The organism is Enterococcus sp. DIV1089c (assembly GCF_050530965.1).
GTDB classification, from domain to species: Bacteria; Bacillota; Bacilli; order Lactobacillales; family Enterococcaceae; genus Enterococcus_B; species Enterococcus_B hirae.
On the sequence record NZ_CP172888.1, the window covers coordinates 717,858 to 742,866 of the forward strand.

At 36.6% G+C, this 25,009-nt stretch carries 25 protein-coding genes, 1 tRNA gene and 1 pseudogene; 23 read left to right on the forward strand and 4 right to left on the reverse strand.

What is annotated here, in order from left to right:
• Window positions 1-11: 11 nt before the first annotated feature.
• The 8 genes and pseudogenes from IGL30_RS03415 (at window position 12) to IGL30_RS03450 (ending at window position 7,347) form a co-directional block, all read left to right on the forward strand.
• Window positions 12-2,714, forward strand: a complete 2,703-nt coding sequence (locus tag IGL30_RS03415) for a sigma 54-interacting transcriptional regulator (RefSeq protein WP_123875027.1) — start codon at window positions 12-14, stop codon at window positions 2,712-2,714.
• 154 nt (window positions 2,715-2,868) lie between these two features.
• Window positions 2,869-3,186, forward strand: coding sequence for a PTS sugar transporter subunit IIB (locus IGL30_RS03420; protein WP_010719763.1), 318 nt, complete (start codon window positions 2,869-2,871; stop codon window positions 3,184-3,186).
• A gap of 25 nt (window positions 3,187-3,211) precedes the next feature.
• A pseudogene (locus tag IGL30_RS03425) lies at window positions 3,212-3,531 on the forward strand (PTS lactose/cellobiose transporter subunit IIA).
• A gap of 123 nt (window positions 3,532-3,654) precedes the next feature.
• Window positions 3,655-5,112 carry a PTS sugar transporter subunit IIC gene (locus tag IGL30_RS03430; RefSeq protein WP_088745116.1) on the forward strand — a complete coding sequence of 486 codons (1,458 nt, stop codon included), beginning with the start codon at window positions 3,655-3,657 and terminating at the stop codon, window positions 5,110-5,112.
• A 63-nt stretch (window positions 5,113-5,175) separates the two neighbouring features.
• On the forward strand, window positions 5,176-5,397 hold the full coding sequence (locus tag IGL30_RS03435; protein ID WP_010719760.1) for a hypothetical protein: 222 nt from the start codon (window positions 5,176-5,178) through the stop codon (window positions 5,395-5,397).
• A gap of 27 nt (window positions 5,398-5,424) precedes the next feature.
• Complete coding sequence (locus IGL30_RS03440) at window positions 5,425-5,607, forward strand: DUF3188 domain-containing protein (protein ID WP_088745115.1); 183 nt, start codon at window positions 5,425-5,427, stop codon at window positions 5,605-5,607.
• A complete protein-coding gene (locus IGL30_RS03445; RefSeq protein ID WP_010719758.1) occupies window positions 5,607-6,020 on the forward strand; it encodes a DUF3284 domain-containing protein in 414 nt (137 codons plus the stop codon). The genes IGL30_RS03440 and IGL30_RS03445 overlap by 1 nt, the downstream gene beginning before the upstream one ends.
• A gap of 145 nt (window positions 6,021-6,165) precedes the next feature.
• Window positions 6,166-7,347, forward strand: a complete 1,182-nt coding sequence (locus tag IGL30_RS03450; RefSeq protein WP_123875028.1) for a GNAT family N-acetyltransferase — start codon at window positions 6,166-6,168, stop codon at window positions 7,345-7,347.
• A 158-nt stretch (window positions 7,348-7,505) separates the two neighbouring features.
• Here the strand turns inward: IGL30_RS03450 and IGL30_RS03455 are convergent, their stop codons facing one another.
• Window positions 7,506-7,670: a hypothetical protein gene (locus IGL30_RS03455; RefSeq protein ID WP_010738186.1), complete on the reverse strand. Its 165-nt coding sequence runs from the start codon at window positions 7,668-7,670 to the stop codon at window positions 7,506-7,508.
• Between the two features lie 152 nt (window positions 7,671-7,822).
• On the opposite strand from IGL30_RS03455, the gene IGL30_RS03460 reads away from it, so the two are divergent.
• Window positions 7,823-7,896: transfer RNA gene (locus IGL30_RS03460), tRNA-Arg, on the forward strand.
• 61 nt (window positions 7,897-7,957) lie between these two features.
• Here IGL30_RS03460 and IGL30_RS03465 read toward each other — a convergent pair.
• The gene (locus IGL30_RS03465) at window positions 7,958-8,353 is read right to left on the reverse strand and encodes a hypothetical protein (RefSeq protein ID WP_034867835.1); all 396 of its coding nucleotides are present in this window, start codon (window positions 8,351-8,353) and stop codon (window positions 7,958-7,960) included.
• Between the two features lie 317 nt (window positions 8,354-8,670).
• On the reverse strand, window positions 8,671-9,903 hold the full coding sequence (locus IGL30_RS03470; RefSeq protein ID WP_088745113.1) for an aminopeptidase: 1,233 nt from the start codon (window positions 9,901-9,903) through the stop codon (window positions 8,671-8,673).
• A 258-nt stretch (window positions 9,904-10,161) separates the two neighbouring features.
• On the opposite strand from IGL30_RS03470, the gene IGL30_RS03475 reads away from it, so the two are divergent.
• A complete protein-coding gene (locus IGL30_RS03475) occupies window positions 10,162-10,731 on the forward strand; it encodes a TetR/AcrR family transcriptional regulator (RefSeq protein ID WP_010738183.1) in 570 nt (189 codons plus the stop codon).
• A gap of 189 nt (window positions 10,732-10,920) precedes the next feature.
• On the opposite strand, the gene IGL30_RS03480 is transcribed toward IGL30_RS03475, so the two are convergent.
• The gene (locus IGL30_RS03480; RefSeq protein ID WP_010719752.1) at window positions 10,921-11,361 is read right to left on the reverse strand and encodes a flavodoxin; all 441 of its coding nucleotides are present in this window, start codon (window positions 11,359-11,361) and stop codon (window positions 10,921-10,923) included.
• 158 nt (window positions 11,362-11,519) lie between these two features.
• On the opposite strand from IGL30_RS03480, the gene map reads away from it, so the two are divergent.
• The 13 genes from map (at window position 11,520) to IGL30_RS03545 (ending at window position 25,004) form a co-directional block, all read left to right on the forward strand.
• Entirely contained in the window at window positions 11,520-12,284 is a 765-nt protein-coding gene (gene map / locus IGL30_RS03485) for a type I methionyl aminopeptidase (RefSeq protein ID WP_010719751.1), read from the forward strand.
• Window positions 12,285-12,310: 26 nt separating this feature from the next.
• Entirely contained in the window at window positions 12,311-13,234 is a 924-nt protein-coding gene (locus IGL30_RS03490; protein ID WP_010719750.1) for a YihY/virulence factor BrkB family protein, read from the forward strand.
• 68 nt (window positions 13,235-13,302) lie between these two features.
• Window positions 13,303-14,433, forward strand: a complete 1,131-nt coding sequence (locus tag IGL30_RS03495) for a glycosyltransferase family 4 protein (RefSeq protein ID WP_010719749.1) — start codon at window positions 13,303-13,305, stop codon at window positions 14,431-14,433.
• Window positions 14,433-15,233: a glycosyltransferase gene (locus IGL30_RS03500; RefSeq protein WP_010719748.1), complete on the forward strand. Its 801-nt coding sequence runs from the start codon at window positions 14,433-14,435 to the stop codon at window positions 15,231-15,233. The genes IGL30_RS03495 and IGL30_RS03500 overlap by 1 nt, the downstream gene beginning before the upstream one ends.
• On the forward strand, window positions 15,230-16,054 hold the full coding sequence (locus IGL30_RS03505) for a glycosyltransferase (protein ID WP_088745112.1): 825 nt from the start codon (window positions 15,230-15,232) through the stop codon (window positions 16,052-16,054). Before IGL30_RS03500 ends, IGL30_RS03505 begins: the two co-directional genes overlap by 4 nt.
• A 13-nt stretch (window positions 16,055-16,067) precedes the next feature.
• Window positions 16,068-16,784, forward strand: a complete 717-nt coding sequence (locus IGL30_RS03510) for a glycosyltransferase family 2 protein (protein ID WP_088745111.1) — start codon at window positions 16,068-16,070, stop codon at window positions 16,782-16,784.
• A gap of 88 nt (window positions 16,785-16,872) precedes the next feature.
• Window positions 16,873-17,739 (forward strand): glucose-1-phosphate thymidylyltransferase RfbA, encoded by an 867-nt coding sequence (rfbA, locus tag IGL30_RS03515; RefSeq protein ID WP_053766099.1) that lies wholly within the window; start codon window positions 16,873-16,875, stop codon window positions 17,737-17,739.
• Between the two features lie 14 nt (window positions 17,740-17,753).
• The gene (rfbC, locus tag IGL30_RS03520; protein ID WP_010719744.1) at window positions 17,754-18,326 is read left to right on the forward strand and encodes a dTDP-4-dehydrorhamnose 3,5-epimerase; all 573 of its coding nucleotides are present in this window, start codon (window positions 17,754-17,756) and stop codon (window positions 18,324-18,326) included.
• Window positions 18,327-18,347: 21 nt separating this feature from the next.
• Window positions 18,348-19,376: a dTDP-glucose 4,6-dehydratase gene (gene rfbB / locus IGL30_RS03525; protein WP_010719743.1), complete on the forward strand. Its 1,029-nt coding sequence runs from the start codon at window positions 18,348-18,350 to the stop codon at window positions 19,374-19,376.
• Window positions 19,377-19,557: 181 nt separating this feature from the next.
• Window positions 19,558-20,406 carry a dTDP-4-dehydrorhamnose reductase gene (gene rfbD / locus IGL30_RS03530; RefSeq protein ID WP_053766096.1) on the forward strand — a complete coding sequence of 283 codons (849 nt, stop codon included), beginning with the start codon at window positions 19,558-19,560 and terminating at the stop codon, window positions 20,404-20,406.
• A 50-nt stretch (window positions 20,407-20,456) separates the two neighbouring features.
• Complete coding sequence (locus IGL30_RS03535) at window positions 20,457-22,508, forward strand: DUF7657 domain-containing protein (RefSeq protein WP_430618540.1); 2,052 nt, start codon at window positions 20,457-20,459, stop codon at window positions 22,506-22,508.
• A 222-nt stretch (window positions 22,509-22,730) separates the two neighbouring features.
• Window positions 22,731-23,984: an EpaQ family protein gene (locus IGL30_RS03540; RefSeq protein WP_088775038.1), complete on the forward strand. Its 1,254-nt coding sequence runs from the start codon at window positions 22,731-22,733 to the stop codon at window positions 23,982-23,984.
• A gap of 213 nt (window positions 23,985-24,197) precedes the next feature.
• A complete protein-coding gene (locus tag IGL30_RS03545) occupies window positions 24,198-25,004 on the forward strand; it encodes an ABC transporter permease (protein WP_010719739.1) in 807 nt (268 codons plus the stop codon).
• Window positions 25,005-25,009 lie beyond the last annotated feature (5 nt).

The window sequence follows — 25,009 nt, forward strand, 5'->3', positions numbered from 1 at the left end:
TGGGGGATTGTATGAACGAAAGACAAGAAGAAATATTGGATCTATTGCATGAGAAACAGCAAGGATTGACGGCAAGTGATGTGGCAAAACATCTAAAAATCGATCGAAGTAATGCAAGTCGATATCTCAGCGATCTCTATAAAAACCGCTATATTATCAAAAGTTCCGGCAGACCAGTCGTCTATTCATTGCCTCCGCAAAAAACAGCCTCTGACAAAGTTCACGTTGATGCATCGACCCAAGTGACGTTTGATACACTAGTTGGTGAAAATGATTCTTTGAAAGTAAGCATCCAGCAAGCTAAGGCAGCCATATTATATCCTCCTCGAGGATTGCATACAATCATTTTTGGTGAGACAGGAACGGGTAAATCGATGTTTGCAGAATGTATGTATCATTTTGCGATTGATTCTGAAATGCTCTCAGAAGATGCACCTTTTGTTTCATTTAACTGTGCGGATTATGCGCAGAATCCACAGTTACTGTTTGGACATATTTTTGGAATCAAAAAAGGAGCTTATACTGGGGCATCGCAAGATAGTCAAGGGTTGATTGCGAAAGCGAATGGTGGGATCTTGTTTCTTGATGAAATTCATCGTTTAACACCAGAAGGACAAGAAATGTTGTTTACTTTTATTGATAAAGGGGTCTATCGTCCGTTGGGAGAAAGCGCCCACGTCCATGAAGCATCTGTTCAGATCATTGGAGCAACCACCGAGTCATCCGAAAGTTTTTTGACAACCTTTAATCGCCGAATTCCTATGGCAATCACATTACCAAATCTGGCTTCTCGTTCATTAGATGAACGTTATGAAATCATTTCTTTATTTATCAAACAAGAAGCCAATCGTTTGAATCAACGTATAGATATCGAAAAAGAAGCCATTTTGGCATTTATGCTTTATGATGCAGAAGGAAATATCGGACAAGTCAAGCGTGATTTGAAATTAGTATGTGCGAAGTCATTTTTACATTATCGGACACATAATGAAGAAAAACTGATCATTCGTAAAGAAGAACTGTCTCTCCAAGTACAAAAAGGGTTGTTGAAAATCAAAGAAGTACCTGAACGTTTGGATCGCTTTATGGATAGTAAGAGTCAATACCTGACTTTTGAGCCTGGTTTTGCTGATGTTGTTTGGTCACAAGATCCAGAACGAAACATGCAGGTCTATAATGATATCGAAGAAAAAATGCTTTCTTTATCAGAAACGGGTGTCGAAAGTATTGATTTAGAAACTTTGATCTCGAAAGATGTGGATGCTTATTTCCAAACTTATGTCAAAGAGTTGACAAAGAGTACGATTCCAAAAGATCTGTTGCCAGATGATATTTGGCGGTTAACCAACGAGTTATACGATGTTGCAGAAGCTAGGTTGGATCGAATCTACAATGAAAAAGCTCGATTTGCCTTTGCCCTTCATTTGCAAAGTACATTGGATCGGGTCAAAGAAGGACACATGATTGTTCATCCTGATCTCAACAACGTACGCAAAAATTTTAAAAAGGAATTTCAAGTAGCCATTGATTTATCTACGATCATTGAAGAAGAACAACAAATTGAAATTCCGTTTGACGAAATTGGTTTTATCAGTATGTTTCTTTCCATTAATCTTGGCGAAAGTGAACCAGTAAAAGAAAATAAAGTTGAGGTCTTAGTTTTGATGCACGGCAGACAAACCGCCTCAAGTATGTTGGAAATGGCGCAAGAATTATTAGGAACGAAATTAGGTACAGCATTTAATATGCCGTTAGCCATGGAAGTCCAAACAATGTATGAAGAAGTGCTGGCTTATGTTCAAAATCGTCAGGCAAGTCTGACGAATGGATTGATCTTACTGACGGATATGGGTTCTTTAAATACCTTTGGTGACTTGATCTTTGAAGAGACTGGAATCAAAACGAAAGCAATTACAATGAGTAGTACGATGATCGTGATTGAGGCATTACGGATGGCGAATGTTGGGCGGAGCTTGGAAGATATCTATCAAAGTATCCAGATTTCCTTTGAAACGATCGTCAAGGACCAATTCAAAGAAGAACAAACTGAGACCTATGAACGTAAAAAAGCGGTGATCGTTACTTGTTTTACTGGGGAAGGTGTAGCAGCTAAATTATACCAGCGGATTGTTCCTGTAATCGACCAGAAAAAGGTCGAAGTGATCCAAATGCAGTTTTTAGAACGAGAATCATTTAAGCGACACATTGATGCATTATTAGAAGAATATGAGATCAAAGCCATTGCGGGCACGGTAGATGTGGATTACCAAAATATTCCGTTTTTCTCAGCGTATGATGTCTTCAACGATGAGAAATTGAATATGCTCAAGCGGATCGCTGATGATGAAGTTCCAACTGCCAAAATCGTTGATTCATTAAAAGATTCTTTAAATTCGATTTCTTCGGTAGAGCTTTTGATCCATTCTTTACAAAAAAACATCCAGCAAATCCAAACGGATCTCTCAATTATAGTAGAGCCAGGAGTAGATATTGGGATCGTGATTCATTTAGCCTTTTTACTGGATGGACTGATCAAGCATGAGAAGACCCGAGAATTTGAGAATCTGTCTACTTTCTCAAAAATTTATCGTTTAGAAATGGACATCGTTCGAACGAATCTTATTGGATTGGAACGGAAATATCAGGTGAATATCCCAGAAAATGAGATTGCCTTCTTAACGCAAATGTTTATTGAAAATAAAATTAAAAAATAAAACACACTAATCTATTTTTTTACACAGATATTATCAGTGTGCGCACAGAAAAGAAGGACCAAAGGCTATGAAAACGCTATTTTGGTTCTTTTTTTGTTTGGCATGCTTCTTGCATTATAAAAATGTGTAAAACAAATTAAAAGGAGTGGAGAAAATGGCGAAAAAAACGATTATGTTAGTATGCTCTGCGGGGATGAGTACAAGTTTGCTAGTTACGAAAATGCAAAAAGCTGCAGAAGAAAAGGGAATGGAGGCAGATATTTTTGCTGTTTCAGCTTCAGATGCTGATAATAATCTTGAAGCAAAAAATGTCGATGTCTTACTTTTAGGACCTCAAGTCCGGTTTATGAAAGCTCAATTTGAGCAAAAATTAGCACCGAAAGGGATTCCGCTAGATGTAATCAATATGCAAGATTACGGCATGATGAATGGTGCAAAAGTACTAGAACAAGCCGAAAATTTGATGCAATAAATCTATAGGAAATGGAGGAAAAAATGTGGAAGATCAACAAAATCTCGAAGCCATCATGGGACTCATCATGTTTGGTGGTAATGCCAAGAGCGATGCAATGGAAGCGATTCTGCGGCTAAAAAAGGTAATTTCGAGTTAGCGGATCAAAAAATAATGGATGCAAAGGAATCATTAGTCCAAGCCCATCATTCACAGACGCAAATGTTGACACAAGAAGCACAAGGAAACCATGTTCAGGTCACGTTATTGACCGTACACAGTCAAGACCATTTAATGACGTCGATTGCTTTTACTGATTTAGCAGAAGAACTTATTGAACTTTACCAAAGAATCAATGTCGAATAAAGACAGATGAACGAAAATAGAACCTTCTTTTTTGAACGGAAGAAGAAAAAATTTTGAACGGATTTTTTAATTTGGTATGAGGAAGCAATTCTTTATATAAACAACTTATAGGAGGATATAAAAATGAACGGATTAACAAGTTGGATGGAGAAATACATCCTTCCGGTTGCCGCAAAAATTGGCGCGCAGAAACATTTAGTTGCTTTGCGTGACGCTTTTATCGGTACTTTACCTGCAACAATGGCGGGATCAGTCGCTGTAATGATCAATGCAATTATTCGAGATTTACCACAGCAATTTAATAGTACGTATGCAGATAGTTTAGCAGCGGACAAAGGAATTTTTGCAGTATTAAATGTTATTATTGGAATTAATGGATTTGTATGGAATGGAACTTTAGCAATTGCCGGCTTGATTTTTGCCTTTTCTTGGGGATACAATCTTGCGAGAGCTTATGGGGTCAATGACCTAGCCGGAGGGATCGTTGGTCTGGCAACTTTGATCCAAGGAATTTCTTTTGGTCCTTCATTGTCAGCCGCTTTGAACGTGAATGTTCCGCAAAATATCGTTGATGCCATCAATGGAACAGAATTAGGGGCAACGATCGCGGATGGAAATTTATCTGTTGGTCTTTGGGGTTGGCTAAAACTTGATCATTTAAATGGAAACTCTTATTTCACAGTCATGATCATGGGTGCTATTTCTGTCATTATTTTCTGTAAATTAATGTTAGCCAACATTACGATCAAAATGCCAGATTCTGTACCACCAGCAGTATCGAAGGCTTTTGCCGCAATTCTGCCAGCAACGATCGCTTTATATGTCATTGCTATTATTAATTATATCGTTAGTCGTATCGCTGACGGACAATTGATCATTGATTTAGTTCAAAAATATATCGCTGAACCTTTCTTGGGATTATCTCAAGGGATCGGTGCTGTTTTGATCGTTACGGTCTTTGTTCAGATCTTCTGGTTCTTTGGTATTCATGGACCAAACGTATTAGCTCCAGTTTTAGAAGGAATTTGGGGTCAAGCACAATTGATCAATATCGATATTTTCCAAAAAGGTTACAATGGAAAAACAGGAACACCTGCAGTCTTAGATGCAATTGAAGATGGTAAGGCTTATATGTGGGTTCGTGGATCCTTTGATGCCTTCGCTTGGTTCGGGGGTTCTGGTGGTACGATCGTTCTATTGATTGCTATTTTACTCCTTTCTAAACGTGCTGATTATTTAACAGTTGCTAAATTGTCGATCGGACCTGGTATTTTCAACATCAATGAACCAGTTATGTTTGGTTTGCCGATTGTATTGAACGCTATCATGTTCATCCCATTCTTATTAGCACCTGTTGTTGCAACAGCTATAGGTTGGGGAGCAACTTACTTTGGTTTGGTCGCCCCAGTATCGCAACAAGTCACATGGGTTGTTCCACCATTCTTACTCTCGTTCCTAGCTACCGGAGCAGACTGGCGTGCGCCAATCGTGACATTAGTATGTATGGTTGTTACTTTCTTGATCTGGGCACCGTTCGTTATCTCAGCGAATAAGATGGATCCAGCAGCAGGCGAACAATAAAAATCAATGAGCAGAAGCATTTTTTGCTTCTGCTCTCTAAACAATAATCTAGGAGGAACTAAAATGATTTCAATCGCAAGTGCCATGCAACAAGATGCTATCAAAGAGTTATTAGAAGGTTACAATGAAGATGGCTTTTCATATACATTTAAAGAAAAACAAGGAATCAAATTGTTTTTTGAGACGAGCGCACAAGATAAAGAAGCAGCAGCACAAAAAGCAAAAGCATTAATCAAAGCACAACCATGGGGCACTGTTTTATATTTTCAAGCAACAGCAGTTTAACTGGTTGTAAGATAGGAAGGGTTCAAAATGATGAAAAACGGCTTATTTTTATGTAGTATTGGTTCACTGATCGTATTGTATTGTTTAAATCCTAGTTCGCAAAACTATGATTTGTATAGTATGGCTACAGGACTATTTCTGGGAGGTTTAGGTATACATTTCTTTTTAAAAGGGAAAAAAAGAGAAGAAGCAAAGGGGAAAAATAGCTAATGGAAATCGTTAAAACTTTAAATATTCCAGCATCCTTTTTCTATGATAAAGTGATGGACTCTGTCCTTTTTGATGTACGTAAAGCGACTGGAAAATCGGTTACTCGTAAACAACTTAAAAACCTTGAATACGTCAAACAATTCTCACAAAATAGCCGCGCTCGCATCAAAATCGAGGAAGTTATTGAAAATCAGTCGTATAAATTTCGAACATCTACCACAAAAAATGATTATGTCGTCCATTATCAAATCAAAGCGTTAGATGATAAAACCTGTGAAGTACGTTATACGGAACAAATGCAATCATATGGGATGCTACAAAAATTGAATGATATGATTTTAGGAACGATGTTGATGTATTTTAAAAAACGTCGCTTCAAAAAAATGTTAGTAATGATCGAAGAAACTTACTAGTAAAAAACTAATTGTGGCAAGAAGCAGTTGATTCAGCTAAATAGTGATTTATTGAAATAACATTTTTATTTTGATAAAGTGACTATGGTTGGATCACTGAACTTGACACAATTTTTTATTGTTTTTGATGGAAGGGGTAACAAAAATGGCAAATGAAGTAAAAGAACTTGGTGTTGCTTATCAAGAAGCGATGTTTGAACTAGCAACCTATGCATTTAATGCGCAGGATACACCTGCAAGACGTGAACGATTCAAACTGATCGTTGAAAATTCATGGAATTATGGTTTTTTTGACGAGGAAGAGCAACTCACTAGCCAAGTAATGGCGACGCCTTTTTCTGTTGAATTTTATGGGCAGCAGTATTTAATGGCAGGAATCGGTTATGTAGCATCTTATCCTGAAGCTAGGGGACAAGGCGGGATCAATCAAATCATGGAAAAAATCTTAAAAGATTGCCGTGAAAGAAAAGTAAGTCTTTCTTATCTTGCTCCATTTTCTTACCCATTTTATCGTCGCTACGGTTATGAGCAATTGTTTGATAAAATCAATTATCAATTGGATAGTCGAGATGTACCGAACGTGAAAAAGACGGCTGGCAAATTGAAACGAGTGACTTTTGAACAAGCAAAAGAAGTCATAGAAATGATTTATAAACAAATGCCAGTGAATCAACGTGGTGGATTAAGTAGAGAAGACTGGTGGTATACTTATAAGTTTAAGCAAAAGACAGATAATCATTATGCGCTGTATTACGATGAATCTGGTCAAGCAGCGGGATATGTGGTTTACCAGTTAACGGCACCAACATTTGTAGTAGTGGAATGGGGCTATTTGAGTCATGAAGCCTTTCAAGGATTAGTGAGGTTTGTTAGTTCCCATAGTGGGGCGTTTGCTTCTTTTGACTATGCTTGTGGTTATTCAGGTAGTGATCAAAATTATTTGCTTAAAAATCCTTTTGCACAAATGACGATCACGCCATATATGATGGGCAGAATTGTTGATCTTGAGTTGTTTTTGAAAGACTATCCTTTCAAAAAACAAGCGCTCACTTTTGCTTTAGAAGTAACAGAAGATCCTTACGCACAGTGGAATGAAGGGATCTTTGAGATCACTGTATCAAATGCAGAGGTGAAAATTGAAAAAGTAACAGAAACAAAATTACCAACCATCAGTGGAACCATTCAACGCATGACTCAATTATTAATGGGGTATCGTCAGATGGAAGAACTTGTTTTTTACAATCACATCCAATTGTCAACTGAAGCTCTATTAGAAATGGCGCCATGCTTTCCAAGTCAGCAACCTATTCTAAATGATTATTTTTAAAATGAACGTAAAATGTTTGTTGCTCAACGCAGATAACGCCCTCCAAGGTTTTCGACGAATTCTTGGAGGGCGTTATCGTATAAAAAGCTATTTTGAAATTTTTTCGATATCATTCTGAAAATCAGATTGCTTTTTTGCCACTGATTTATCTCATTTCTCTACAGCAAATCTTCTTTTTTAGTAAACTTGAATTTGCGACTTTCTTTTTTCTGAGGTTTTTCATCTTCATGCTGTTTTATGGCTTCTTTTGACAGTTGTTCTCGTTCTTTTTTAGAAGCATCAAAGCGTTCAGCGTATATTTCTTCTTTTGGTTTGTCATTCATAAATAAAACCTCCCTCATCACTTGTTGGATAATTCTATTTTATCACTCGTCAAAAGCTAGTGGAAACGTTTTGCTTAGGAAGAAAAATGATTTTTCTAAGAGAAGCTTGCATGTGATTCCTAAACAAGCTAAAATAATACTATTGAGAACTTGTTCCTGTAGCTCAGTAGGATAGAGCAATCGCCTCCTAAGCGATAGGTCGCTGGTTCAATTCCAGTCAGGAACGTTAAAAACCTGTAACCGTTGTGGTTCAGGTTTTTTTGTTTATGTGGGACCAAGATAGTTTTCTACGCTACATTCGATTTTTCTGGTGAGTGAAAGACAGCTTTTCTAAATTTTTTTGATAAAGGAAAGGTAAACATACAAATAAGCAATAATAACTGGCTCAAAGTGATGATAGTTAAGCAAACTGTTTGGTATTTGACCAGTAAATAAAAATGGATGCCTAATTCGATAATATTAATCAAGATAAGGTACAAGTAGTATTGTTTCTTTATTTTACATTGATAAATACAGTAGAAACTGAACCGATAATCTAAACAAACCAAAAATAGCAAAATGAATTTGTGGATTGTTGTGAGCAGGTCATGTTGATTAGCTAAACGATGAAAAAACAATAACGCAGTTGGCAGAGGGATATAAAGCGTTAATAGTAAGACAAAAAAATAAACAATAAAAGGTATACTATCTCTCCATCATTTTTTCTAATTTTTAATAATAAATGTTGTTTTTGTCAATCTTATCAAAAAATAGAAAATGTATTAATAGAATTTCGTGATAAATAGTATAAATAATTTTTATAAAAAACTTGAACAACAGGATCAAAAAATCGCTTATTCGACCATCTTTCAGTGAGCAGCAGGGAAAAGTGTTGTCTGTAATAGAAATAATCATCACAAAAAAGAGAAGAAGTCTGTAGTACCCCAAAAAGTTAGACCAAAAATCTAACTTTTGGAGGTCGTTTAAGATTTCTCCTCTTTTTTTGTATCGTTTTATCAGATTAAGCCCAGTCACCATTTCTAAATACTGGAACAGTAGAACCGTCTTCACGGATACCGTCAATATTCATTTGGCCAGAACCAACCATAAAATCAACATGGGTTTGACTACGGTTAAGACCAGCTTGCACAAGTTCTTCATCGGTCATTTCAGTACCACCTTCGACACTAAAGGCATATGCAGATCCTAGAGCTAAGTGATTCGACGCGTTTTCGTCAAATAACGTATTGTAAAAGATAATACCCGATTGAGAAATTGGCGAAGGATCGGGAACGAGTGCTACTTCTCCTAATGAGCGTGCGCCTTCATCAGTGTTGAGCAAGGTTTCCAATACTTCTTGACCTTGTTCAGCAGAAAAATCAATGACTTTTCCAGCTTCAAAAGTAAACTTCATCCCTGAGATGATCGTACCTGCATAGCTCAATGGTTTTGTACTAGAGATATAACCATCGATCCGTCGGTAATCAGGTGCAGTAAACACTTCTTCAGTAGGCATATTTGCCATGAATTTTTCTCCACGGGAGTTGTAACTTCCTGCGCCTTCCCAAAGATGATTTTTTGGTAGGCCAATGACGATATCTGTGCCAGGGGCAGTATAGTGCAGGGCAGTAAACTGTTCTTGATTTAATTCATCGGCTTTTTTTGCTAATTTTTCATCATGTTCTTTCCAAGCCTGTACAGGATCTTCTTCGTAAATACGAGTTGTTTTAAAAATTTGATCCCATAACGCATCCAGTTGTTCTTCTTCTGGTAAATCTGGGAAAACTTTAGCTGCCCATTGTTTACCAGCCGCAGCGACTACAGTCCAGCTTACTTTATTTGCTTGGGTCGCTTTTCTTAGATTCATCATTGCTTTGCCAGCGGCAGTTTGATACGTAGCGATTCGTTTTCCATCTACGCCACCAAAAGCATCTGGATCGGCAGATACAACACTGATTCGGCTAGCACCTTTAGCGATCCAATCATCAGTCTGATCAATTTTATATTGTGGAACAGTTTCAAGACGGTCTTGTGCAGCGTAAGAAAGAAATTCTTTTTGGATCACGTCGTCCGTCCATTGTACGATCACTTCAGCTGCACCTAAACGATAGGCTTCTTTGGTGATCAAGCGAGCTAATGGGGCTTGATCGACGTTGATTTGTAAAACAACTGTATGGTCTTTTTCGACGTTTACGCCGGTTTCAACAATTAATCGTGCATATTTTTCGAGGTTCTCATTAAAATTTTCTAACATAATCCATTTCCTCCTAATGTTTCATCCAATAGCTATTTGTATGATAACATTTAATTCTTTTAGAGACAATCTGCCAGAATCGTAAAATAAAAAAATGGATGTTCTTCTAAATGATGTCTAGAATTTATAAAATTGATTGTTTTTAAAGTAATTTTTTAAAAATAAAAAAACAAGTTGTGCATAACAAAATAATCATGTTACAATTAAATTAATCAATGGTGGAAGCGTTATAAATAATTTCAAGGAGATTAAAAAATTATGGCAAGAAAAAAGACGATCACAAAAGATCAGATTTTGGCAGCCGCTTTTGAAGTGGCTACCACAGAAGGATTTTCAAAATTTACGGCAAGGAATATTGCAAATAAAATGAATTGTTCGACTCAACCGATTTATCTTGAGTTCAAAAACATGGATGATCTGAAGCAAGCCTTATTTGCTCAGATTTACGAGTACTTGAAGCATGAAGTGTTCCCAGTTGTACATACAGGAAATACCATTATCGATTTAGCTGTAAACTATATTGATTTTGCCAATCGAGAGAAAAAATTATACAGTTCTCTGTACTTAGAAGAATATGGTGGGGGAAGGGAGATGCAAAACTTCTCTTATAATTATTTTGTCGAGACGGTCAAGAAAGATCCAGAGTATGCTGATCTATCTGCGGAACAAATTGAGTCTTTGCATAACACAATTTGGATCATCGCTACAGGATTAGCGGCACTGATGTCTTCAAGTATCATTCATCCGACCAAGGAACAAATTGAAAAAATGATCCAAGATAGCATCAATGCGACGCTAAATACGAAAGAAACGATCCAAGTGAATTAAAAAAACTACTTGAAGTATTTCTCGAAAGTCTTTCTCAAACATACACATTGATTTTTTGAAATAAAAAAAGCTTCTAAAAACATGATAAAAAGAACGTGTGACGCTAACTCTCTCCAGCATCACACGTTCTTTTTATCAAATAATTGAAGTTTTGCCAAAAGTTCTTAGCTGTGAGCTGACTGCTTTGGCCTATAATTTTGAAACAAGCGCCTTAGCAAATGCTTCGAGTTTTTCGATGTCTTCTTCTTCAGCGTTTAAATCAACTTTAACATTTTCTGTTCCTTTGACTGCTCCTGTTTTCGCAAAGGCAGCATCGAAGTCATCTACGGACTTACAAAATTCATCATAAAAAGTGTCTCCAGAACCACAAACGCCATAGATTTTTCCAGACAAGTCAAGTTCTTGTAAATCTTCATATAAGTCTACGATCTCATCTGGTAAGTCACCATCATCGTATGTATAAGTTGCGACGACACAAATATCTGCATCCTCAAATTCATCTGCATCCACTTGAGTACACTCATTGATTTCAACATCAATATCTAAATTTTCAAAAGCTTCTGCTACGATATCAGCAATTTCTTCTGTATTGCCAGTCATACTTGCGTAAACGATTTTTGCTAAAGCCATGGGTTGCCTCCTACTTATTGATATATGATCCTCTAACATTTACAGATTATACCAAAACCTTTACTAAAAGAAAACAAGTCATGTGAAGAGAATCTGATTTGGCGAACGACCGGACACTATGGTAAAATGAGGAAGATTTGTAAAAAGGAGACGAAAATATGATTACATTGAAATCAGCACGAGAAATTGAAACAATGGCTGAGTCTGGCGCGTTGTTAGCGGATGTACATAAAAATCTGCGAGATTTTATCAAACCAGGCGTGACGAGTTGGGATATTGAAGTTTTTGTTCGTAACTATATTGAAAGCCATGGTGGGATTGCGGCTCAAATTGGATTTGAAGGCTATGAGTATGCGACTTGTATTAGCATCAATGACGAAATTTGTCATGGATTTCCACGTAAAAAACCGCTGAAAAATGGCGATTTAGTGAAAGTGGATATGTGTATCGATTTAAAAGGCGGCATTTCTGATTCTTGTTGGGCTTATGTAGTGGGAGAGTCAACACCGGAAATTGACCGCTTGATGGAAGTGACAAAAAAAGCTTTGTATCTGGGAATCGAACAAGCGCAAGTTGGGAACCGAATTGGCGACATTGGTCATGCTATCCAAACTTATGTTGAAAGTGAAAACTTAGCGGTTGTCCGTGACTTTATTGGTCATGGTGTGGGTCCAACGATCCATGAAGAACCTGCTGTCCCTCATTATGGTGAAGCAGGAAAAGGTCTACGGTTAAAAGAAGGGATGGTTATTACCATTGAGCCAATGGTTAATACTGGAACTTGGAAAATGAAAATGGATCCAAATGGCTGGACTGCTTATACAAGAGATGGTGGCTTGTCTTGCCAATATGAACATACACTGGCAATTACGAAAGATGGACCAAGAATCTTAACTTCTCAAGGTGAAGAAGGTACGTATTGAGAAGCTAGATCAATAAGGAGAATTTGATGAAATTATTAGGGAAAATAAAGCAAAATGAGAATTTAATGCGTTTTATTGCAACAACAAAAAAACGGATCACTGATTCAGAAATGGGTACCACGTCAGTTGTTGTGGCGTATTATTTATTATTGTCTTTATTTCCCCTAATTATTGCGTTTGGTAATATTTTGCCATTTCTAAAAATCGATCAAGAGACAGTATTGACTTATGTGCGGCAAATCATCCCTGAGACGGTCTATCAGTTTATCGGTCCTGCAATTCGAAATTTGTTAACGCAAAGTTCCGGTGGCTTGTTGTCGTTATCTGCTTTAGCTGCTTTGTGGTCTGCCAGTCAAAGTATCAACGCTTTACAAATTGCCATGAATAAGGCTTATGGTGTAGAAAATAGAAAGAATTTTTTGATCGTCCGTTTCTTTTCATTAGTAGTGATTTTGCTTTTCATGATTGCGATTAGTGGAGTAACGATTTTTTTAGGACTGGGTCAAATGATACTTGAAGCGCTCCAACCGATTTTTAATTTTTCTGGCAATGTGATCATCCAGTTCCAAACTTTGAAATGGCCGATTACCTTAGTTGTCTTATTTATCATCATGTTTTTGATTTATGTGATAGTACCGAATGCGCAATTAAAACTAAAAGCAGTGATTCCGGGAACGATTTTTGCTACTGTCGGCTGGATGTTGCTATCTCAGGTGTTTGGAATCTACGCAAAATACTTTGCAACAAGAGTCAGTGGATACCAAATCATCGGGAGTTTCATCGTCTTGATGCTATGGCTCAATTTTGCTGCTACAATCATTATATTTGGCGGAATCATCAATGCTGTTGTGCAAGAATACATAACAGGTAACGAAATCAAGAAAAGACGAGTTTCTACAAATAAATGGTGGATTCGTTTCAAAAATAAATTTTCTCATAAAAAAAAATAGAACTGCGAGTTTTTATTGCTTGAGTGTTTTATAATAATTCTAGACTCTTAATTAAAGTAGGTGCCAATATGCTTGTTTCATTTAGTATGGTTGTCAAATTTTTTTTAACAATCTTGTTATCTTTAGTACTAACGCCCATATTTAAAATTATTTCTGTCCAAACCGGAATGGTGGATAAACCGAATGCGCGACGTATTAATGAAATACCTATGCCTTCAGCTGGGGGACTACCCATTTTTATTTCATTTGTCGTATCCACCTTATTGTTTTTTCGTGACATCATTCCCAAATTTTATATCATTCCTATTTTACTAGCTTCCTTAGTGATCATTCTAACGGGAGTACTGGATGATAAATACGAGTTGACGCCTAAACAAAAGTCCGTCGGGATCTTATTAGCAGCGTTGATCGTCTATTTTGTGGCAGATATTCACATTGATTCAGTAACATTGCCCTTTTTTGGTTATATCGAATTGGGTTGGCTGAGTTTTCCTGTGACCATTTTTTGGATTTTCGGTATCACTAATGCAATTAATTTGATTGATGGATTAGACGGCTTGGCAACCGGAATCTCGTTGATCGGGTTGATTACAATTGGTATTATCGGATATTTTTTCCTACATGCTTCTACAGTATACATACCAATCGTCATATTCTGTTTAGTGGCAAGCATTATTGGCTTTTTTCCTTATAATTTTTATCCTGCCAAAATTTACTTAGGAGACACTGGGGCATTGTTCTTAGGATTTATGATGGCTGTTCTTTCTCTACAAGGTCTGAAGAATGTAACATTTGTTTCTTCTATCTCATTATTGATTGTGATGGGCGTTCCAGTAACAGATACATTTTTTGCGATTATTCGCAGAAAAGCGAACCGTGTCTCTTTTTCTACAGCAGATAAAAAACACCTACATCATCGATTATTGAGTCTAGGTTTTACGCATAAAGGAGCAGTTTTGACCATTTATGCTATGGCATTGATGTTTTCATTTACTGCCATGATCATGAACTATACTGGGCGTCTCGGTTCGATTGTTTTGATCGTTTCGATGCTATTTGCGGCTATTTTATTGTTTGAGTTGATTGGATTAATCAACGAGAAGCATCAGTACATTCTTAAAACTTTACGTTTTTTAGGCAATAAAGAATATCGAACACAAGTCATACAGAAATATAAAAGGAAATGGACTAGACACTAATGAAAATAAATCAAAAACAACCGATTTTAATTAGCATCGTAACGGCTAATAGTCAAAAGATTTTTCAAACGTTAGATACGCTTCTAGCCAGCATAAATGACCAAGCCATGGTTGAGATCTTGATTTTCGATAATGCTTCGTCGATTGACTACCAAGAACGATTGAAAGAATATCTAAAGTATCCGTTTGTCAAAATCTATTTTAATCAGGAAAATAAAGGATTTGGTTATGGACATAACCATAATTTATTAACGAGTGACTTTTCTTATGCTGTGATCTTTAACCCAGATATTCTGGTGGATCAGCAGACAGTCGTTGACTTGGTCAAACTTTTGCAGGAACATCCAGAATGTGCCATGTTAGCACCTAAAATATTGAATGAAGATGGAACGACACAACATTTGATTCGCCAAAAATTAGATGTGTTCGATTATGTATTGCGGTTTATTCCGGCTCGTTTTGTCAAGCAGTTGTTTGCTCAACGTTTAGCAAAATTCGAATGCCATGATTTGTCAGAAACAACCAATAGCTACGTGCGTATGATCTCTGGTAGTTTTATGGTCGTTGATGTCAATAAATTTAAAAAAGTCAACGGGTTTGACAATCGCTATTTTATGTATTTTGAAGATAATGATCTTTGCTTAACTTTTGAAAAAGCAGGAGAAAAACTCCTTTATACGCCGTTATATACGATTGTTCATTTATATGGAAAAGGCGCTCATCGCAATTTTAAACTTTTTCGTATCTTTTTACAGTCAATGGTGAAATTTTTCAATAAGTGGGGGTGGACTTTCTTTTGACCATACCCAAAATAGTAGTCGTTATCGTATTATACCAGCAGCGTTTTAGTCAATCGCCTTCTTTTGATCTGCTCATGAAAGCTGTCAAAGAGAAGAAGATCCAACTGGTTGTTTATGATAATAGTCCCGTTATGCAATTGGAGCCATTATTAGAACAAAACGAAGATATAAGCTACTATCATGATCCATCAAATCCTGGTCTGGCTACGGCTTATAATTATGCGTTGAATCATGCACAGCAGAATATTCGCTATTTCGTTACACTTGATCATGATAGTCAATTGACTGCAACGTATTTTGATACGCTATTAACGATTGATTGGACAGATGAATTGGTTGCAGCAGTTCCGTTGGTTTATGCTGGAAGCAACCAAATATCGCCTGTTTTTGCGGATCGCTATATCAATCGTCAAGTTGAAAAGGTTGATCGATCACAGCTCAGTCAAAGACGAATCATGGCGATTAATTCGGGCGCTGTTTTTTCTATCAAATTTTTAAAGGAAATTGGCGGTTTTAATTTAGATTTTCCCCTTGATTTCTTGGATCATTGGCTTTTTTGGACGATCTATCAGTTCAAAAAGACGGTTTTTATCTTACCTGAAAAAATGGAACATGATCTTTCAGTTCTTGATTATCAGAAAGTTTCTGTTACAAGGTATCAGTCGATACTGAAAGCTGAAAAAACTTTTTATCAAAATTATGATAAAGAAATGTTACCGCGTCATCGAAAACAATTATTGTTACGTACAGTAAAACAATTTTTAACAGTCAGAAATCGTAAAATATGGCGTTTGACATTACAATCATTTACTGAAAACTGAAGGGTGTGAATTTGTGCGATCAGTTTGTATGGCTACCTTTAATGGTGGCAGATATTTAAGAGAACAATTGGATAGTATTTTAAACCAACTGACACTTGAGGATGAATTGATTATTTCAGATGATGGATCGACAGATGAAACTTGTCAAATTATAAAGGAATACACGCAACTAGACAATCGAATCAAATTTGTTGAAGGACCAAGGAAAGGTGTCATTGCCAACTTCAACCATGCCATTCAACAATCTAAAGGTGACATCATTTTTTTAGCAGACCAAGATGATGTATGGCTACCTAATAAGGTGGCTAAGATTACCGCATATTTTGAAGGAAATCCGCAACAATTAGTAGTAGTGAGTGATCTAGTGATTGTGGATGGTCAACTCAATGAGATACACGCGTCGTATTTTTCCTATCGGCATTCCCGAACAGGCTGGCTCAATAATTTGATTCGGAGTAATTATATCGGTGCCGGTATGGCTTTTCGATCTTCATTAAAGAAAGAAATAGTACCGATTCCTTCTGAAGTACCAATGCATGATATGTGGATTGGAATGTTAGGTGGAACTCGTGTTGGGTTTATTAGAGAAACATTGACACTTTATCGTAGACATGATTTTAATGTGAGTGAAATCAAAACAAACACTAAACTAACCCAAAAAATTACCTGGCGGTTGAATCTGATCAAGGCGCTTGTGAAGAGAAAATGGTTTGGAATTAATAAAAGATAGTTAAATCGTTAATAATTCCATGACAAATAACAAGTTTGATGAGATAATAACAAGGTGAATTTTAAATTGAAAAGGAGAATTTATACTCATGAAGGGAATCATTCTTGCTGGGGGAAGTGGTACACGCTTATACCCTCTAACTAAGGCAACTTCAAAACAGTTGATGCCAGTCTACGATAAACCAATGATCTACTATCCAATGTCTACACTAATGCTAGCGGGTATCAAAGAAATCCTGATTATCTCTACTCCTCAAGATACACCAAGATTTAAAGAACTGTTTGGTAATGGGGCAGAGTTAGGATTACAAATTGAGTATGCAGTGCAAGAAAGTCCAGATGGGCTAGCACAGGCTTTTATTATCGGTGAAGAATTTATCGGTGATGATAGTGTGTGCTTAGTTTTAGGAGATAACATCTATTACGGTGGTGGCTTATCTAAAATGCTTCAACGCGCTGCTTCTAAAGATACTGGAGCAACAGTGTTTGGTTACCACGTTAATGATCCAGAACGTTTTGGTGTTGTAGAATTTGATGAAAAGATGCGGGCTCTGTCAATCGAAGAAAAACCTGCGCTACCAAAATCAAATTATGCAGTAACAGGGTTATATTTTTATGATAATGATGTTATTTCGATTGCGAAAAACATCAAACCTTCTGAACGTGGTGAATTAGAGATCACTGATGTAAACAAAGTCTATCTAGAAAAAGGAAAACTATCTGTTGAATTGATGGGTAGAGGTTTTGCTTGGTTAGACACTGGCACGCATGAATCTCTTCTAGAGGCATCCACATTTATTGAAACGATTGAAAAACGTCAAAATCTCAAGGTAGCTTGCTTAGAAGAAATCGCCTACCGAATGGGATATATCACTAAAGAGCAATTACTTGCATTAGCTCAACCGTTGAAAAAAAATCAATATGGTCAATATCTTTTACAGTTGGCCAACAATTAAGGGAGTCTGAAGTAATGAAAGTAACTGATACTAATTTAACAGATGTGAAGATCATTGAAATGGATGTTTTTGGTGATCATCGTGGCTTTTTTACCGAAAGTTATTCCAAAGCAAAATTTGTTGAACATGGTTTAGATTTTGATTTTGTTCAAGATAATCATTCATTATCGGCAGAAGCTGGTGTTATCCGCGGACTGCATTTCCAAAAAGGAGAAGCAGCACAAACGAAATTGATTCGGGTAACTTCTGGTGCTGTTTTAGATGTGATTGTCGATATTCGTAAAGGAAGTCCAACCTATGGTAAATGGGAAGGCTTTATCTTATCTGAACACAACCATCGACAACTTTTGGTGCCTAAAGGTTATGCTCATGGATTTGTGACATTGACACCAAATGTCAATTTTCTTTACAAATGTGATAATTACTACAATGCACAAGCTGATGGTGGGATTGCCTTTGATGATCCAGACTTAGCGATTGATTGGCCTATCGATCTTTCCAAAGCGATTATGTCTGAAAAGGATCAGCATCATCCAACTTTAAAAGAGTTTGAAGCAGAAAATCCATTTGTTTATGGTGAAATTTAGGATTGCAAGGAGAATTTTTATATGAAAAATATCATTGTTACTGGTGGTGCCGGATTTATCGGCTCAAATTTCGTCCACTATGTGGTCAATCATCATCCAGAGGTTCATGTTACGGTGTTAGATAAATTGACTTATGCTGGGAATAAAGAGAACTTAGCAGGGCTACCTAGTGACCGTGTAGAATTGGTCGTTGGTGATGTTGCTGATGCAGAATTAGTGGATCGTTTAGTCAAAGAAGCAGACGCCGTAGTCCACTATGCAGCAGAATCGCATAACGATAATTCGCTAAAAGATCCATTTCCTTTTGTCCAAACCAATATTATTGGTACGTACACCCTGTTAGAAGCTTGTCGTAAATACAATGTTCGTTACCATCATGTATCCACCGATGAAGTGTATGGGGATTTACCTTTACGTGAAGATTTACCAGGTCATGGAGAAGGCGAAGGGGAAAAATTTACAGCTGAAACACCTTATAATCCATCAAGTCCATATTCTTCAACTAAAGCGGGCTCTGATTTATTAGTGAAAGCTTGGGTTCGTTCATTTGGGTTGCAAGCAACGATCTCAAATTGTTCAAACAACTATGGACCGTATCAACATATTGAAAAATTTATTCCTCGTCAAGTTACTAATATCTTAAGTGGTATACGTCCAAAACTATATGGTGAAGGAAAAAACGTTCGCGATTGGATCCATACGAATGATCATTCATCTGCGGTTTGGTTGATTTTGACTAAAGGAAAAATCGGTGAAACTTATTTGATCGGTGCCGATGGGGAAGAAGATAACAAAACAGTCATGGAATTGATTTTGGAACTTATGGGACAACCCAAAGATGCTTACGACCATGTCAACGATCGTGCAGGACATGATTTACGTTATGCAATTGATTCGACAAGGTTACGTGAGGAGCTAGGTTGGCAACCTGAATTTACCAACTTCCGTGATGGTTTAGCTGATACAATCAAATGGTATGAAGAACACCAAGATTGGTGGAAGAAAGAAAAAGAAGCTGTGGAAGCAGCCTACGCCAAAAATGGTCAATAAATGATGATAAGCCGGATTTAATGAACTCTCAAAAAATTCGGGTAAAAAAGACACGCATGAAGTTGTAAAACGTGCAGAAAAAAATTAGTATAAAAATAGGAATTGTTTATTGGCAATTGTAAGGGGAGCTGTGACAGATGTTGCAGACCCCTTTTTAAAACAAAAAAGAGGAGAGATCAGAATGTTCTTATTAACCGGAGGAAATGGTCAACTTGGAACGGAATTACGCCATTTATTAGATGAAAAAGGAATGGCTTATGTGTCAACTGATGCTGCTGAGCTGGATATTACTGATGCAGAAAAAACAATGGAGTATATTACAAACTTAAAGCCAGAAATTATTTTTCATTGTGCAGCGTATACAGCCGTTGATAAAGCAGAAGAAGAAGGCAAAGAATTAGATGAGAAGATTAACGTTGATGGAACTAAAAATGTGGCATTGGCTGCAAAAGCAGTGAATGCTAAATTAGTATATATCAGTACGGATTATGTCTTTGATGGCAAAAAGAAAGACCAAGAATACCGCGAAGACGATCCAACTAACCCATTGAATGAGTATGGTCGCACAAAATTACTAGGGGAACAAGCAGTTCAAGAAATCTTAGAAGACTATTATATTATCCGTACTTCATGGGTATTTGGTGTTTATGGACATAATTTTGTCTTTACAATGCAACGTTTAGCCGAAACGCATGATCGTTTAACTATTGTTAATGATCAATATGGTCGCCCAACTTGGACTCGAACACTTGCTGAATTTATGGTATATGTGATTGAAAAACAAGCACCTTATGGCGTATATCAGTTATCCAATGATAATAGCTGTTCATGGTATGAATTTGCCAAAGAAATCTTAAAAGATACGGATGTCGAAGTAGCACCAGTCACTTCAGCAGAGTATCCACAAAAAGCAGTTCGCCCACAATATTCTGTGATGAGTCTAAAGAAAGCAGAAGATCTAGGCTTTGTCATTCCGACATGGCAAGAAGCATTAGCAAAAATGTTGGAAGCAGCTGAAAGTTTGAAATAGCAAACTTGTTTTTCCGTAAAAAAAGAACAAACTAGAAATTGGAGAATCGCATGGAAAAACAAACAAGACGCGCGCAACGAACAGCCGTGAAGCTTGAGCGCACAGATCATTCTGTTCTTGATGTCTTTCTAAAACTTCGTTACCTCATCGGATTGCTAGTCATTGTAGTTATTGTAACGTTTAATTTGAATGGTAGTTCATTGGGTGTATGGGATAAATATGTATCGCAACGAGATGACGGAAAGAAAACTGATGTCATCTTCGGGCAAAATAGGGAAGTTCGTTCAGATGAATGGCTCGTGCAAACACCTTTTTATCTTTCACAAGCTGAAAATGACTATCATTTAGTAAATCCCGATTATTCCTTAAATGGACAAAATATGATCATTGCTTATAATTCTCCTGTTAAAAATATCACAGTTATTGGTAAACCATTCAATTGGGGATTCTTTTTCTTGGGAAGAGATCGTGGGCTTTCGTTTTATTGGGCAATGAAATTAGTGGTCATGGTTTTATTGGGATATGAAGTTTTAATGATTTTGACAAAAAGAAAAAAAGCTTTATCACTCGTAGGCGCCTTTGCCTTAACTTTCTCACCAGCAGTCCAGTGGTGGTTCATGCAACACGTGGGAGATTTGATTTTCTTCACATTAGGACTAATGGTTGCTTTTTATCATTATTTTTACCAACATCAAAAAAAATGGGTACGAGCAATGATGATGAGTTTGATCGTCATATTTGGTCTAGGTTTTATCCTGGTGATTTATCCAGCCCATCAAGTTATGCTTGCTTATTTTCTTGTCTTTTATTTTGTTGGGTTATTGCTCTATTATGGGAAGCGAATCACTTGGGATTGGTTTGATGCAGTACTGATCATTGGGGCAATATTATTTATAGGTGGCGTACTGATCCACTTTTGGTTAACCTCTAAAGATGCGTTACTGGCTTCTTTAAATACCTTATATCCAGGAAAACGAGTAAGTACAGGAGGAAAATGGCATTTAGGAGAGTTCTTTTATTTTCTGACAAACTGGAAAATTTCGTTTAAAGATATCAATTTTTCTAATAATTCTGAAGTTGCTCTGTTTTATCATTTCTTCCCGACTGTCTTTTTAGCAAGCCCATTTGTTTTATTTGGTAAAAAAAATAGTGAACAAAAACTGTTTGGACGGATTTTAATGCTCTTTTGTCTGTTTTCAATTTATTGGATTACTTTAGGATTACCAAAATGGCTCGCTGAACTCACTTTATTATCTTACGTGCCACCTTTTAGAGCAATCTTAACCTTTAGTTTTGCAGCTTGCCTCTTAACCATATGGTTTATTGCCTATATTTGGCAAGAAGATGTGATCCCAACATGGTATAAATTTTTCCTATTGTTGGCGAACGCGGGAATCTTTACGTATGCTTTGGTCAATTCCAAAATGACAAAATACTTTACCGAATTAGAGATCACCATGATCGTGATTGTTGGTACGTTAATCCTGGCATTTATTCTGTTCCGACGTTGTCGATTGTTCTATCTTTCGTTTATCGCTTTGATTGTAGCTTCAGGTTTCTTTGTGAACCCAGTTGTAGAAGGAACTGGTGCGATCTTTGAAAAGACTCTGGCAAAAGAGATAAAAGCAATTGATCAGGCAGATCCACAACAAGTATGGTTAACAGAAGATGAGCTGTATAACTTTACACCAACATTAGGCGTAAAAGCTTTTAATTCGGTACGCTTTTATCCAGACATGAAGGCATGGGCTAAAATTGATCCAGATAAAAAATATGAAAAATATTATAATCGATATGCCCACACACGTGCCTTTATTGCTAAAGAAAAAACTTCATTTGTTTTAGATCGTCCAGATATGTTTTCTGTGACCCTCAACTTTAAAGATGCTGAAAAGCTTGGAATCAAATACGTGGTCAGCAAACGCCCGTTAACTGATTATAATCAATTGTACCAAGCACAATTCACTCAACTATACGGTCCTGATAAAGATGGTTATATGATTTTTGAAGTAACCTATCCTGAAAACGATCCATCTACAGCCAATAATGCTGTGAATAATACGGATAACCAAGTAGATGAATGGTCGTATACAGGCGGTTGAGAAAGTAATTATTAGGTATTGAGTAATTGATATGGGAGTGTAAGGAAGTAAATTTCTTTACTGCTTCTTCTGAAATTGCTCAGTACCTATTTTTAGGTTCCATGTTTTTTCTTTTAAAAAGACTGGATGAAGCACTAAAAGTGAGTTTTTTATCAATTAATCTAAAAATAGCATTGCCGTTTGTTTTTAAAAAACAGTATAATAAAACAGTATGAAAGGAGGATGGAGATTATTCAGACGGTTATTGGAAAATTAATAAATAAAATGAGTGTTGGATTACTGATTCTATTTCTTTCTGCTATTTATTTTGTATGGACAGCAGGCCTAGGCAATGCTCAAGCGCTTTTTTTATATGACAACAGTGCGCAATTTGTTACGTTTGGCATTGTCATTTTATTTATTTTAAACGTATATAAAGGACGAAGATCTGACTTTATTTTTTTAGCAGCGGCAATGCTTATTTATTTTTTGTTTGATCATTTCCGTGAAGTAAGAGCAAGTTCTATGAATGTAGATCTTTTGATCCCGCTAATCATAGTCTTTTGTTTGACGGTTAAATGGATTCAGTTTGATAAGTTAGATCGTTCGATTTTTATTTTAGTATGTTATGTCTTTCTTGGCATTACGTTATACCGCATTTTTACTGAAATAAAAATTCCTGATGGTGAAAGTATTTGGTTGCCTGATAATAAAGTTTCCGATATTTGGATCAACACGAATACGATTGGTAGTACTTTAATGACCCTCTCCTTACTGATCAGTGGGTTTGCCAGTTCATTTGAGCGCTGGTATGTTCGGGTATTCGTTGGATTTCCGAGTGTGATTGCTGGGATTATTGGTATCTGGGTCTGTCAATCAAAAGGTGCTTTAGTTGCGATGATCGTATTTGTTTTACTGGATATTTGGCCAAAACAATTGTTCAAAATAATACGAGCGCCATTTTTAGCCTACATGATTGTCACGATTTTTGCGTTGCCAGTTTCTTACTTAGCAGCTCATTCCGAGCATCTAAATCTCTTTACTGGTCGTGAAGAAATTTGGTTGAAATTCTATGAGACTATTTCAGAAAAAAGCGAACAAGTCTGGGTCGGAATGAAACCGTTCATTTTTCAACGTGGAAATCAATTTTTAGGAAATCACAATAGTTATAATTCATTTTTAAATCTATATGGATTGCTGGGTGTCATCATCGCAGGGGTACTAGTCTTAATCTATGTAGGTCGATTGACCTTAAAAGCAGATTTATCGAATGGACAAGTAACCTTTTTATGGGCATTCTTTGCAGTGATGATTCAATCCTTTATGGAAGACACTTTAACTTCTTTTCCGTGGGTACCTATCATCTATCTGTTATTGGGAATGGCAAGTCATCGCTATGATGATTTAAAAAACGTTGCAAACAAGCGGAAAATAGCAAATCAACAAACGAGGGAAACGACAGACGGCTCTCTATCAAGAGTGGCACGCCGACATTAAATATTTAGATAAGAGCTAGTTGAAACAAGTTATTCTTGGGTCAGCTAGCTTTTTGCTTCATTGCAATTAAATTATTTCTTATGTAAAATAAAAATGTTAGCGTAAAGTTGCTTAATAGAAAATTAAGAAACTAAGAATATCACAGTCCGTGAGTAAAAGTGTGGTAAAATGGCACATGACTGTAATTAACAGAATTTGCTTGGAGGAACACAAATGTTTAAAGATCTGTTTTTATTTATGAAGGATATCTACCAGAATAGAAAGCTCTTGCTTCAGTTTTCAGTGAATGACTTTAAGTCTCGCTATGCGGGCTCTTTTTTGGGAATTTTATGGGCATTCATTAATCCTGTCTTTACCGTATTGATTTATTGGCTGGTCTTTGGTTTTGGATTAAAGGCAGCGATGACAGATGGAAAATATCCTTTTATTGTTTATTTGATTACGGGAATGATCCCATGGTTCTTTTTTTCTGACGCGTTTACATCAACGACGTTAGTTTTCAGAGAATACACTTATTTAGTAAAAAAAGTTGTATTTAATATCCGCATTTTACCAACTACGAAAATTTTATCGAATCTATATGCCCATCTTTTCTTTATTTTCGTTGGTTTAGTGGTGGTTATTGGACATGGAATCTATCCAACTTGGATGACGCTCCAACTGATTTATTATTTATTCTGTATGTGTGCTTTTTTAACCGGCTTAACATGGTTGACAGCATCAATTCAACCATTTCTACCAGACATCATGCAATTGATCACGATTGTCCTACAGTTGGTTATGTGGACATTGCCAATCCTTTGGAGTCCGAGTCAGTTCAATCCAGTGATCGTTCAAATCTTAAAACTAAACCCACTTTATTATGTCGTGCAAGGATATCGTGAGTCTTTCTTAGGACAAGCTTGGTTCTGGGAACACGGAATGTATACTCTCTATTTCTGGGTATTTACGCTAGCTATCTTCGTTATTGGATCTGCTGTGTTCCGTAGATTGAAACCACATTTTTCAGATGTGCTGTAAGGAGT